This window comes from bacterium, assembly GCA_030693425.1.
Classification (GTDB): Bacteria; Patescibacteriota; Minisyncoccia; order Minisyncoccales; family GWA2-46-15; genus GWA2-46-15.
This window is the reverse complement of record JAUYAM010000003.1, coordinates 19772-34076: the sequence shown is the minus strand read 5'-3', so window position 1 is coordinate 34076 and position 14305 is coordinate 19772. Positions and strand designations below refer to the sequence as shown.

5 protein-coding genes are annotated in these 14305 nt (G+C 47.9%); all 5 read left to right on the top strand.

Annotation, left to right across the window (positions count from 1 at the left end):
- Positions 1–3: 3 nt before the first annotated feature.
- The 5 genes from Q8N16_02935 (at position 4) to Q8N16_02915 (ending at position 14296) form a co-directional block, all read left to right on the top strand.
- Positions 4–1305 carry a fibronectin type III domain-containing protein gene (locus Q8N16_02935; protein ID MDP3093696.1) on the top strand — a complete coding sequence of 434 codons (1302 nt, stop codon included), beginning with the start codon at positions 4–6 and terminating at the stop codon, positions 1303–1305.
- On the top strand, positions 1302–2069 hold the full coding sequence (locus Q8N16_02930; protein MDP3093695.1) for a hypothetical protein: 768 nt from the start codon (positions 1302–1304) through the stop codon (positions 2067–2069). The genes Q8N16_02935 and Q8N16_02930 overlap by 4 nt, the downstream gene beginning before the upstream one ends.
- A gap of 565 nt (positions 2070–2634) precedes the next feature.
- The gene (locus Q8N16_02925; protein ID MDP3093694.1) at positions 2635–3105 is read left to right on the top strand and encodes a hypothetical protein; all 471 of its coding nucleotides are present in this window, start codon (positions 2635–2637) and stop codon (positions 3103–3105) included.
- 16 nt (positions 3106–3121) lie between these two features.
- Complete coding sequence (locus Q8N16_02920) at positions 3122–13567, top strand: hypothetical protein (protein MDP3093693.1); 10446 nt, start codon at positions 3122–3124, stop codon at positions 13565–13567.
- A gap of 15 nt (positions 13568–13582) precedes the next feature.
- Positions 13583–14296, top strand: a complete 714-nt coding sequence (locus Q8N16_02915) for a transposase (protein MDP3093692.1) — start codon at positions 13583–13585, stop codon at positions 14294–14296.
- Positions 14297–14305: the final 9 nt, after the last annotated feature.

Here is a 14305-nt window from a genome sequence, read left to right as displayed (position 1 = left end):
GTAATGAACCAGCTCCCCCGGTTTTTAAAATTAAAGAAGCTAGTTAGCATTCCGGCAGTTTTTCTTGTTATTGTCGTTATTTTGTTTTTTGCCGATCTTCGAAGCATCGGGGCAGCATCTGAAAGCGATGTCGTCCATATTACCCTTGAGGTAACCAATCCTATATTCGGCGGCAGCAACCCGCTTCTTCTTGCCGAGATTTTTGACACGACGCCGCCAGGCATCTCCAATCTCTATATTTTCCGTTCTACCTCTTCGGCAATAATCAAATTTGATACTTCTGAGCTTGCTCTTTCCCAGTTATCCTGGGGCAAAACCATTGATTATGAAATTGAAACAATCTCTGAAACCGGTCTTAATGCCGCCCACTCTTTCCTTTTGTCGAATCTTTCGCCCTCAACTCTTTATTATTTCCAGATAACCGTCCATGATAAAAAGGGGAATACTGCCAAAACGTCTAATTATCAGTTCACCACGCTTTCTCTGCCGGACACGACTTCGCCGGCAAACACCGCCGATTTTGAAGCCGTTGCCGGTCGCGGCAAAATTACGCTGCGCTGGAAAAATCCGCCCGACGCCGATTTTAAAGGCGTCAAAATAATGAGGAACGACCAGTTTTATCCCTTAGATCCTTTTTCCGGCATTACCGTCTACAGCGGAAAGGGAAGTTCTTTTGTTGACAGAGAGGTGGAAGAAGGCATGACTTATTACTATACCGCTTTTTCCTATGACGAATCAGAAAATTATTCTTCGGGAGCAATGGCTTCGGCGTTTCTTCCGACAGCGGTTTTTGTTACCCCCTCGCCCTCGCCGACTCCGTCTGTTTCTCCTTCGCCGACGGCGCCGGTTTCGTCTATCCAAAAACTCTCGCTGAAAGATTTTGAGTTTAGACAGGAAGGCAAAAATATTATTCCTACGGGCAGGGCAAAAATCCGCGTCAACAATAAGGCGCCGGTTAAAGTTTTCGTTGGATATGAGAGAATGCCGGAAATCCTTAAAACGATAACAATAAGTTTACAAAAAGGCGGCAAAGAGTTTTTATATCTTTTGAGAGTCAACAAGGAAAAAACTTTTTATTCTGCGGTTTTCCTGCCGCCAGAAGACCCGGGAATGTATCCTTTAATTATTACCGTGTTGGATCACAAAAACCGTTCGGTGAAAACAATCTCTTCCGAATTGCTTGTTAGAAAAGAGCAGTCGTCAATCCCGGTTGTCCCGGTCGGGTCCTGGTATCAGGAAATTATTGCCAAAATCCAATCGTTTATCAATTATATCTATCAGGCGGCTTCAAAACTAATTAAATGACGCAAATCGAATTCTTAAAAAACCGTTTTTTAGCAGTCATGGCGACGCTGTTTGTCATTGCCTCTTTTGTTTCTGCCATGAAGAGCGAAAACTATATTATCCAGGACGATAGCGTCAATGTCGGCGGGGTGGATCAGAAATCAACTAATTATCTTTCCAGCGACACTATCGGCGAGGTCGGTACCGGCGAGATGGCAAGCTCCAGCTATAAGCTCAAGGCCGGTTACCAAGAGCTTCAGGAAGTCTATATCTCTTTAACCGTGCCCGCAAGCAATCTTTCGCTTTCGGACATGTCTTTGAGCACGGTCGTGCCGGTGACTAACGCTTCCGGCGGCGCTGCTTGGAATATTAAGACCGACAATCCCGGCGGCTATACCCTGACTTTAAAAACCGACAAAACTAGTACCTTATGCACTGCCGGCGATGTCGAGTGCTTTACCGACTATTCCGAAGTCACCAGCGGGACGCCGGAAACCTGGAATGTTAATGAAAGCCAGTACCAGTTTGGCTTTTCGGCCTTTGGCAATGATGTTTCTACTGCTACCTGGGGAACCGGTTCCAGCTGCACCAGTCCTTCTGCGAACAATCTTAAATATCGCGGTTTTACCAGCACAACCGTTATTCAAATCGCTTCTTCAAACGCGAGAACCGATCCGTCTTCTGGTACCGACACCTCTTTTTGCGTTGCCGCCGAGCAAAAAAATGTTTACGCGCCTAACGGTTCCTATACCGCCGACATTACCGGCACGGCAACGACCCAATAATATTCATCTCAAAATCGCCCAAATGCCCCGCCCCGTTTAACAGACGGGGAGTTTTTATCTCAGAGTCGCCCGAATACCCCGCTGCTTGCAGCGGGGATGAAGGGCGCGATAAAGTCCGTAGCAAGTACTATGGGGGAGAAGATACCCCGCAGCTTGCTGCGGGGAGATTCATAAAACAGGGAATAAAGAGAGATGTTTTTCCAATAATGTGGAAAATGCTAGGCAATTATAGTTTTATTCCACACCTTTTAGCTAACCGACCCCCAAAGGATCCCGCTTTGACAGAACCTACCGGGTAAACCCCGTAGCAATCCCGCCAACAACCAATGAGAATATTATGGCCAAGAGGCGGTAGCCGCCTATCGGCTCTGGTCAATATAATTACATCAACCAAGCTATGGATTGCAACGGGGTAAACTGTCATAGGCGCCCGGACTTATCCACAGCAACCCCTTGCAGCTACTGCTTGCCTTTATTATAATTAACTAAGATACCAGAACAAAATCGTTTAGACGATATGAGTTATTCAGCTCGCCAAAACGATATTTGTTCGTAACCAAGGAAGATGACCACTATTCCAGAAAAAGGGTTTCTTTCCCTTAAGCAAGCGTCGCATATTTCCGGCTACCATCCGGATTATTTGGGTTTATTAATCCGCAAAGGCAAACTTAAAGGAAAAATGGTCGGTCGGGACTGGTTTATTGCTAACCAAGCTCTTGAAAACTATTTTCACCTAAAAAAAATCTCTCTTCCGGCAGTCAGGCTTAGGCGTTTATTTAGACCAGACCGGCTTTTGGGTTTAGTGGCCTGGTTTTTTGTTTTGGTGGGTATTGGTATTTTTATTTTTTTGGGCCTGGGTTTGAACATTAATGCCGGGGCTGGCGATTTTATCGAACCTAAAAGTATGATAGTTGACAAAATCATTTTAGGCGGGTCAGGCGGAGAGACTATCGGCCGGTTCAATCTTTCAGCTTTTACCAATTATTCTTTAGATGAGACTAAGGAGGTCCAGGGTTCGACCATTCCCCAGCCATAACTTTTTATTATTTTTGATGAACAACAAAGCTGCCAAAATCTGTATTATCCTTCTGCTCCTTCTCCTCTTTAGGGCTGTTTTTGTCCAGGAGTCTTTGGCAGCGATAAATGAAAAAATCAATTACCAGGGAAAATTAACTGATACCAGCAGTCAGGCAGTGGCTGACAATGCCTATGACATTGTTTTCAATCTTTATACCGTTGCCGGCGGCGGTTCGACCAGCTGGACCGAGTCTTGGACCAGCGCTGCTTTGTTTACCGAAACCGGCACCACCACTTTTACCAATGACGGCTGTGCTACCGGGGTGGATAAGATGGCATATACCACCGATACCAACGAAAGCGCTTTGGCAGCTGGCCAGTATTTGTGGAACACGACCAAAAAGGAATCAGCCGTCATTCAGTCAGTCAGCGCCGCAGGAGCTGGCGGTTATGTCTGCTTTTACGATCCGGCTTCAACCTGGGTGAGTAACGACGACATTACCAATCGGATTTATGTTAAGAACGGCTTGTTCTCGACAATGCTAGGGACAATTACATCTTTGAGTTCAGTCAACTTCAACCAGACGCTTTATCTAGGCGTCACTGTCGGCGCTGACTCGGAAATGAAGCCGAGAAAAGTTTTGGGCGCAGTGCCGGCTGCCTTTGAAGCCAAGCAATTAAGCGGCTATACCTGGGGTTCGCCCGCCGGCATTGGTTCTACTACACCCTCAACCGGCGCTTTCACCATCCTGTCAGCCGTGCCAGGATCCAATGCCACGGCCCTGACTTTAACCGGCACCAATGTCTCTTCTGCCAACCTGGCTTATTTAAACTCCAAGAATACTTCGGGCACTGTCCTGAACCTGGCTTACGGAGCAGCCGCCACTTTAGCAGGCAATTTGGTTGGCCAGGCAATAGATTTGTCAACCAATATCACGGCCACGGGTTATTCCGCGACCGGCCAAACCATTAGCTTGCCGGCTGTCACCAACACCGGCGCCTCAACCTATGCTTACAAAGGCCTGGTTATTACCGGCGGCGCCTTGGTCCAGAACACACTCACCGGCACAGACACCTGGACAGGGCTTGACGTCACGATGCCGAATATCACTCAAACAACGGGTACAGTCACCTCTACCGGCTTAAAGATAACCGGAGGAACAGTCACATCAGGCACTTCTTATGGATTGATCATTGATTCCACTGCCGGCAACGTCGGCATCGGGACGACGGGACCGACTCGTTTACTTGGATTAGGCGGCGATGCGGCCAGAGGTTTTGGTATGGAACGGGGGACGGTTGCCGATACGGCCGGATATGCTTTGACGGTCAATGCCGGTGGAGCAACCAGTGGGGCCACAGATAAAAATGGTGGGTCACTGGTTCTTTCTTCTGGTCTTTCCACGGGAACGGGGACGGGACAAATACAGTTCTGGACTTCTTCTGCTCTAACCACAGGAGGTATCAGCACCATAAGCGCAACACCTACCGCTGGCGGGACTGGTTACACTGCCGCTGACACTTTGACGGTTACGACTGGAGGAACGGGTGGAACAGTGACGGTAGCCACAGTTGATGGAAGCGGCGTGGTTCTAACCTTGAACACGGCTCCGGCGGCGGCAGGAACAGGCTACACGACCGGCACGGGCAAGGTAACCACCGGCGGAACAGGGACAGGAGCAACTGTCAGCATTACCGCCATCACCAGCACCACAGACAGTGCTCTGGCCCAAGCAATGACAATTTTAGGAAGCGGCAACATCGGCATCGGGACGACGGAACCGATAGCAGCCTTGCAGGTGGTCGGAAATATTACAAGTTTGACCAATAGTTCGAGCGAAAAGTTTGGTTATCTTGCTTCTGTCGGTTCTTTTACCGAATCAGTGGCAATAGGGTACGTTGCTACCGTTACTAACAGCAGAGCCGTTGCTATTGGTTCCAACGCTTCTGCTGCTTACAGGGGCGTGGCCATAGGATCCGATGCGAGCACGACCGGCAATCAAGCTGTGGCTGTGGGTAAAAATGCCATTGCTGGAGGCAATAGTATTGCTATTGGCTATACTACTGCCGCCCTTAATACCGGCACTAATAATGTCTTGATAGGTTATGCAGCTGGTTACAATGGCGATGGTTCCAGCAACATATTTTTTGGCTATCAAGCAGGATATAACGAAACGGGCTCTAATAAACTATACATTGAAAATTCAAATTCCTCCTCGCCTTTAATCTGGGGAGATTTTTCGACAGATGTTGTAGGAATTAACGGCAATCTGGGCATCGGCACTACCGCTCCCACCGCTTTATTACATTTAGGCATCGGTTCCACCGCTGTTGTCGGTCAAAAGATTGTTTTGGCTTCGGGAGCTACTGCCAACGCTTTTGAAGTCAACTCTTCTGCCGGAGTCGGCGGGGACAAGTTTGTCATTCTGGCAGGCGGGAATGTAGGGATCGGGACGACGGCACCACTTGAATTATTATCATTAGGATTAGCAGGAACTACTAAGGGTGTTATTTCATTTGCTGGCAATACTTCTGGTAAAATTATCATTCAACCTGCCGCAGCAGCAGGAACTTACACGCTTACTCTACCCATCGATGATGGAACCGCGAACCAATTATTGCAAACAGATGGTGCGGGAGTATTAACTTGGGCTACTGCCGGGGCTGGAGATATGGTTCTTGCTTCTGTTCAAACGGTAACAGGAGCTAAAACATTTGGAACTATCGGAGGGGCTGTTGATAAGTTTATTCTCGCCGGTTCAACTTCTGGTTCATCTATTTTGAATGCCGCCGCAGTAGCGGGAACGACAACTCTAACTCTACAAGGAATAACGGGAACAATTTACAGCACAGGAGGAAATGATGTTGCAGTTGCAGACGGTGGGACAGGAGGTTCAACTGCTTCAATTACTTTATTTAACAATATCACGGGTTATACCGCCGCAGGCGCAACTGGCACTACATCAACTAATTTAGTATTTTCAACCTCGCCTGCTTTGACAACTCCAACTCTCGGCGTAGCTTCTGCAACCTCTCTCGCAACTTCCGCGGCTACTCCTCTTAAATTAACAAATGCGTATCTTGTAGATGTCGCACTTACCGCCCAAACAGTTGGGGCTACGACTCTGACTATCCCAGATTTTGCCAATGTAGTGGATGAGTTCACTTTCAAAACCAAAGCCCAGACGATGAGTAATAAAACGTTTGTGGCTCCAGCATTAGGCACTCCTGCTTCAGGTGTGCTTACCAACGCCACTGGGTTGCCTATCAGCACAGGTGTAAGTGGACTTGCCACAGGTGTGGCGACATTCCTCGGAACCCCGACATCTGCGAACTTGATTGCTGCCGTAACCGACGAAACAGGCACAGGGCTTGCAGTTTTTAACGCTTCGCCCACTATTACCTCTCCGGTCATCGCCAACATTGCTCCGGGCGCGGATTTTACTCTGACTCAAAACTCGGTCGTGCCTTTCACATCGGTAAACACCGGCGCCATTGTCAATACTTTATATCTGAAAGCCGGCAACGTCGGCATCGGGACGACGGCGCCATCACAAATTTTTCAAGTCAATAGTTCGGCAACGGCCTCCTTCGTTGTCACTTCGGCGGGCCTAGTCGGCATCGGGACGACGAGTCCGGGAGGGACATTGGATATTGGTCAGGCAGTCACGGCAGCAAGCGCTGGGACATACTACACCGCCAAACTCAACAACAGTTACACGGGAACAATGGCTTCAGCCACTCCGGTGACGAGTATCTATGGTTTGTATAACCGGCCGAATGTCGGGATAGGAGGAACATCACCCCAGCTGACCAATCTGTTTGTTAACTACACTAGTGGAAACATCGGGATTGGGACAACCAGCGTGGTCACCAATCTCTACCTGAACTATGCAGCCGCGCCAACTTTAAATAGTGGGTCATCGGTCACCAACACCTATGCTTTTGTCTCAGAAGCAGGAGCCGGCAACGTCGGCATCGGGACGACTTTACCTGGTAATGTATTAACGGTTAATGGGGATACTGAAATATCAAATGGATTTGGTTTAATCATTGGCAACTCATCACAGGTGACACTAACGGCTGGCTCAGGAGCCGGTCAGATACCAGAATTGCAAGTATTGGGAACGGGTGCGGTAGATTCATCAATTGGTATATTTCGAGCATCAGCAGATGCCCTTGCGCCTAAGTTAATTTTTGGCAAAAGCCGTAATGCTGCCATCGGTAGCTACACAATCGCACAAAACAATGACCAGTTAGGAATGATTGCTTGGGGCGGAGATGATGGTGTTGACTATCAGTCAACTGCCGCATACATCGCTGCTTACGTAGATGGCACACCAGGTGCAGGAGATATGCCAGGGCGTTTAAGTTTTTGGACAACTGCCGACGGCTCGGAAAGTTCTACCGAAAGAATGAGAATTGATAGTAGCGGCAACGTCGGCATCGGGACGACGGCACCGGGGGCAACACTGGATATTGCAAGTGGAACACTTACTGACCAGACTAATAGTTTAAGTATAACCGCCACCCAACCCACAGTTATAACAAATGTGCAATTTGGAATCGATGTTAATGTTACCAGTGCTGGAAGTTCCAGTTTTAACAATGGAGCAATGAGAATATTATATAATGCTGGTTACACGGGTACTTCTGGTGCCCGTGGATTATTTATCGGAAATTCGGTCGCGGGAACAGGGACGAATTTGAATCTTTCTACCGCAGCTACTTCTCCTTCTACCAATATAGGCAATAACAGTCTAGCTTATGGTACAACAACGGGTACAAACATTGGTCTGTTTGGTTTGGGAGAAAACGGCAATGTAAATTTCGGCATCTTAGGCAGAGCTACCATTGCCAAGAACTCAGCCACAAATATTGGATTAGCCGCTTTTGGACTTAATACCGGCACCTCTCCGATACAAATCGCTGGTTATTTTGGGCTGCAAAATACTACACCCACTTTTGAATCAGCAGCTTTAATTGCAGACAATGGTACTCAAACTTCCCCAATTTTCTTGGCAAGGGACAATGGCTCCACAATTTTTGGAGTGTATGACGGCGGCAACGTCGGCATCGGGACGACAGGGCCAGGGTATAAGTTAGACATAGTTGGTGCAACAGAAGGTACTGGAATAAATTTAACAACTGGCTCTATCCGTGCAGGATCTTTGTTAGGGAATAACTCAGGCGGATATTTCGACTTATTTAGTAGTGATAGTAGCGTAACTCCAACAATTCGTTTTAGAGGGTATAACGGAAACAGTTATTTCAATACAGGCGGCAACGTCGGCATCGGGACGACGGCACCTACTGCCCTTTTGCACCTTGGTATCGGTTCCACTGCCGTAGTCGGCCAGAAGATTGTCCTGGCTGCCAACGCCACTGCCAATGCTTTTGAAGTCAATTCTTCAGCCGGAGTGGGCGGGGACAAGTTTGTTATCCTGGCAGGCGGGAATGTCGGCATCGGGACAACGGGACCCATATCGACATTGAGTGTTGGAGGTGCCGGTGTAGCCAACGCCGGCATATATGGCACCGGCACCAGCTACGGCGTGTATGGATCTAACGCTGGCGCCGCCGGCAAAGGTGTGCATGGATATAACAGCAGTACCGGCTATGGCGTGTATGGACAGAATGCTTCATCGGGTATTGGGGGCTACTTTACTTCAACTACTGGTTACGCACTAGTTACAGGTGGGGGCAACGTCGGCATCGCGACAGGGTCTCCGGGCGGTTATTTGGATGTCAATCCCACATACACTGGTAATACTGTTACCAACATATTCAATCAAAAGAGTGGTTTTACTTTAAATAAAAGTGGGACAACGGTAACAAATTGGTATGGTTCTTACATCGCCGCTCCTACAGTAACCGCAGGCACCTTGACTAACAAATATGCTTTTGTCACAGAAGCAAATGCCGGCAACGTCGGCATCGGGACAACGGGACCATTAGCCACACTTCACGTTTCACCTGTCGCCGCATCGGGAGTTGTCTACGCCTCAATCCTTGCAAATCCCTACAATGACATCGGATATACCGTTTTTCAAAATTTTCTTGTGGATGGTGCGGCGGGGAGAATGGGAAAGGGTGCTATTGGATACGTTAACACTACTGGTTTTTGGGGTAAGGGCGATATAGTATTTTTAAATGATTCTGCTTCCGATGCAGGCCCAGTGGGGATGGCCGACGAGAGAATGAGAATAACAAACAGTGGCAACGTCGGCATCGGGACGACGGGGCCAGGAGGAACTTTGGATATTGGTCAGTCAGTTACAGCCGTCAGTGCGGGAACATACTACACCACCAAGCTCAACAACAGTTACACGGGAACAATGGCTTCGGCTACTCCGGTAACTTCGATCTATGGTTTATACAACAGACCGAACATTGGGATAGGAGGGACATCGCCCCAACTTACCAATCTGTTTGTCAACTATGCCAGCGGAAACATCGGGATTGGGACAACCAGCGTGGTCACCAATCTCTACCTGAACTATGCCGCCGCGCCAACCACCAGTGGAGGATCGTCTGTAACCAACACCTATGCTTTTGTCTCAGAAGCAGGAGCCGGCAACGTCGGCATCGGGACGACAGCGCCACAAGGTAGACTTCATATTCAGTACTCTGCGCCAAACACATTTGACCTACGTATACAAGGAAATATAGCTACTAATGCTTTTGTGGGCATGGGGTTTGCTTCATATTCTAGTGGTTCTGATTATCCAATAAAGTCAGCGATTGTATTCGAGCGAACTTCTACTTATGGTAGAGGGTCATTACACTTTTTGGCTCAATCAGCCGCTGATGTCACAAGTGCAGATTTGACAAATGCTGCTGTGACAATTACAAATGCTGGTAACGTCGGCATCGGGACGACCAGTCCGTTGAATACTCTCCAGATTGGAACACAAAGCCCGGTAGAAACAGCTACTCCTGTTACGTTGTCACTCGGAGGCACATATTCAAATACTGGAGGAGCGAATATGAAACTTAAGCTCTATGACGATGGTGATAGTAATGCGGTACACGGGTTAGGTGTTTCGTCAACAGGCCTTGATTTCAGGGGTCCCGGCTTCAACTGGTATATCGGTGCGGATCAAAAAATGATATTAGATTCTACTGGCAACGTCGGCATCGGAGACGCGACACCAACTGCAGTGCTCAACATTGCCGGATCACAACCCGCGGATGCCGGCACAACTCCGGGGACTGCGGCAACAGATACTTTGGTAATTTCAGGCGGAATAGGCGGGACAACCTCAATTGCTTCAACTGGAGTTGGCGGAATAGGAGCAGACTTTACTTTTGCGGGTGGAGTTGGAGGTGTTGCCAGTTCGGCTGCGACCTCCTCTACTGGCGGTAAAGGTGGAACTGCAACTATTACAGGAGGAACTGGCGGGACGGCAACTACGATAGGAACAACAAGGGTGGGCGGAGCAGGCGGAGGAATTACTTTAACTGGAGGAACAGGCGGAGTGGCTTCTGGCGGGACTTCAGATACTTCTGGCGTTGGCGGGGCTTCATATTTAAGGGGTGGAACTGGGGGAGCTGGTGGGCTACAAGGTAGCGCTGGCGGAAATGCTTATGTATATGGTGGAATAGGCGGGACTGGAGATACACTTGGCGGCACAGGAGGAGTTTTATATTTAAGGGGTGGAGTTGGCGGTGTAAGCGTAACAACTGATGGCACTGGCGGAGCAATTTATCTTCAAACTACTGAAAGCAGCGCCGCTGTTTCTACAAGAATGACAATAACCGCTGCCGGCTACGTCGGCATCGGGGTGGCACCGAGTCAAGAATTTGAGGTTAATGGGGATATTCAACTTGATTCTAATGGTACCGCCACCACCAATGGACTGTGCCATTCAGGTGCCGACTCTGATACCACTTTTGTCGACCGTGATATTGTTGCTTGCTCAGCAGCGCCGGGAGACATTGCCGAGTGGTATCCTGCAGAAACCGGAGTTGAGCCGGCTGACATTGTTTCAGCCACAAATCAAACCTTGAACTACGAATCTCCTAAGGTAAACGCTCTAACTGGAGAACTTCTTGGCGAAAACGAACAAAAAACAGTAACTATTGTAAAAAAAGCTGATCAATCTTATCAGAAAGAGGTATTAGGAATTGTTTCAACTTCTCCGGTCCAAACATTCGGGAGAGCAGTAATTAATTTTTCCACTAATCCTCAACCCATTGCCATGTCTGGTAGAGTTCCTATAAAAGTCTCTACTGCCAATGGTCAAGTCAACATCGGCGATATTCTTACCTCTTCCGCCATTCCCGGCTTTGGCATGAAAGCCACCAACGTCGGACCGTCAGTGGGCAAGGCCTTAGAGGCTTTTGACCCAATTAATCATCCGGAGCAAATAATTAACTGTCCTTCCGGCACCGATCCTTCTATAACCTGTGGAAAAATATCAATGCTGGTAAATATTTCCTGGTACAACCCGAATTTGGCTGTTGATACTGACGGAAATATTACATTTTATAAACTAGATAATCTAGGAGTTAAGACCCAGTTAGCCAACCTCTCCGGAAACGGAGATTTGACTGTTGTCAAAGACTTAAACGCTGTGACTGCCAATTTTTCCGGCAAGCTTAAATCCAAAGAGTTTGATTTCGGTGTCGCCGGCGGGAAGTTTTCCATGAGCCAGTCCGGTGATTTAACTGTCCAAAAATCCATTACTACTAAAGACTTAACCCTCACCGGCAGCCTGACCATGACCGAGGGAGAACTGGCAATTGATTCCCTCACCGCCGCCAACATTAAAGCCAATAACCAGGCTAACCTTAACCTAAAACTCGGCGATAATTCCGGAAACACCAAACTCTCCATCCAAACCAAAAACGGAAGCGAAGTGGCTAACATTGATTCAGACGGCGCCGCTTATTTTGCCGGCTACGTCGGCATCGGGACAATAGATCCAGGCGCTCCGCTCCATGTAGTTGGGACATCTTACATTACAGGTTCTTTAGGCGCGACAGGCACCCGCGTGGTAAAAGGCTGGTTTACTGACCTGGAAGTTACCAATGTCATTGCCGGTTCAATCACGGGCAACGCCGTCACTGTGACAGTGGCAGATGAAGCGGCTGACACCACCTCTTTTCCTTTGTTTGCGACAGCGGCGTCCGGTAGTTTAGGCGCTAGAACAAATGCCGGCTTGATATTCAATGCTTCTACGGCGCAACTGCAATCAATATTGGTTTCCGCTGCCACCGGTTTCGTTCCCGATGCCAATGACGGCGCTTATTTAGGCACAACCGCTTTACAATTCTCAGATCTGTTCTTAGCTGAAGGCGGGGTGGTTAACTGGGACAATGGCGATGCCACGCTTACTCAAGCTGGCGACGTGGTGACTTTAGCCGGGGCCAGCTTAACTTTGAATATCGGCTCTACGGCTGTGGTTGGCCAAAAGATTGTTTTGGCCGATGGCGCCACTGCCAATGCTTTTGAAGTAAACTCATCTACTGGTGTCGGCGGAGACAAGTTTGTCATTTTGGCAGGCGGCAACGTCGGCATCGGGACGACAGCTCCTGGAACCAAATTTGCCGTTGCCGGCCTGACCGGCACAGCCAGTTACAATCTTGTCAGGGTTGACACTGCTACCGGCAACTTCTATTACGATTCCTCTTCTCAAAGATACAAAGATAACATCCGTTTATTTGAAGTCGACTTTAATAAAATCTTAGAAGTTTCGCCGAAACTCTTTACTGACAAGGCCTCTGGCCATGAAGAAATCGGCTTTATTGCCGAAGAATTTGCCAATGTCGGTTTGGGCGAGTTGGTTATTTACGACAAAGACGGCCTTCCCAATGGCTTGAAATACGACAAGATCCCGCTTTATCTCTTGGAAGTGGCCAAGAAACAAAATCAGGACATTGCCGAGATTAAAACAATTTTAGGCATTGACTTGAATTCTGAAGGCGGCATCGGCTCGGAAACGCCCATGCCTTGGCTGGAAGCGAAAATCAAGCAGGTTTTAGCTTCTCTAGGCCTGATTCTGGAAAACGGCATTGCTCAGCTCAAAGAAATCATTGTCGGAAAAGTCACGGCCGAGACCGCCCGCGTGGACAAGATTGAAATGGTTGACCGGGCTACCGGAGAGATCTGGTGCACCTGGATTGAGAACGGCGAGTGGCAGAAATTCCGTGGGGATTGCGATAAATCCGCTGCCAACCAGCCCTTCCCGCAGTCTAATAATTCGGTTTTACCAGCCGCGCCAACACCTGACGTTGGTGCGCCCGATTTAACGTCAGGTGTTAACGCACTGCCGCCGGAAACGCCGTCGCCAACGCCAGAACCTTCTCCGGCGCCGAGCGAATCGCCTGTAGTTTATCCTGAGCCTGTCGAAGGACCATCCCCAAGTGAAACCCCGGCAGCGTCGCCCGCGCCCAGCCCCGAACCCTCGCCCGAGCCTTTAGCGTCGCTAGAAACCGTGCCAAGCCCAATGACAGTTGACGACAGTCGTCAATGACACTGATAAACTAAAATGCAAAGAGAAAAAATTACAATTGGTTCGTTCGTGCATGTATATAATCGCGGGAACAGAAAGCAAGAAATTGTTAGAGATAATAAGGACAAGTGGCACTTTTTAGAAATACTATATTATCTTAACGATGAATTTGTAGCGGCCAACCCCTTTTATAAAATACAGACTTCATTGACGACTGTCGTCAATAAGCCATTTATTTGGCCGGGCAACTGGCCGGAAAGAAAACCGCTTGTAAAGATTATTAGCTTTTCCTTATTGGAAAATCATTATCATTTGTTTCTGAAAGAAATCAGGGAGAACGGTATAAGTTTTTTTATGAAAAGGTTCGGGACAAGCATGGCAAAATATTTTAATACAAGACACCAAGAAAATGGAAGACTATTTCAGGGTCCGTATAGGTCAAAAATAATAGATGAAGAAATATATTTTAAGTATCTTAGCGTGTACATTCAAGTAAAAAATGTTTTTGAAATGTATCCAGGGGGATACAAAAAAGCGGTTAATGAATTTGAAAAAGCTTATGATTGGGCGATTAAATATCCTTATTGCAGTTTGGCAGATTATGCGGGCAAAAGAGATTCTCCAATTATCGATAAAGATATTTTAGGAGAATTATTTTTAGGCCCGGAACAATATAAAGAATTTGCAAAACAATGTTTAGAACAAGTAAATTTAGATAATGAATTAGGGAAATTAACATTAGAAGATTAGTTCATTGAC

What these genes read in the sequence shown, in the direction of transcription:
- Q8N16_02935 (MDP3093696.1), top strand. Translation starts at nt 4, where the DNA reads ATGAACCAGCTCCCCCGGTTTTTAAAATTAAAGAAGCTAGTTAGCATT.
- Q8N16_02930 (MDP3093695.1), top strand. Translation starts at nt 1,302, where the DNA reads ATGACGCAAATCGAATTCTTAAAAAACCGTTTTTTAGCAGTCATGGCG.
- Q8N16_02925 (MDP3093694.1), top strand. Translation starts at nt 2,635, where the DNA reads ATGACCACTATTCCAGAAAAAGGGTTTCTTTCCCTTAAGCAAGCGTCG.
- Q8N16_02920 (MDP3093693.1), top strand. Translation starts at nt 3,122, where the DNA reads ATGAACAACAAAGCTGCCAAAATCTGTATTATCCTTCTGCTCCTTCTC.
- Q8N16_02915 (MDP3093692.1), top strand. Translation starts at nt 13,583, where the DNA reads ATGCAAAGAGAAAAAATTACAATTGGTTCGTTCGTGCATGTATATAAT.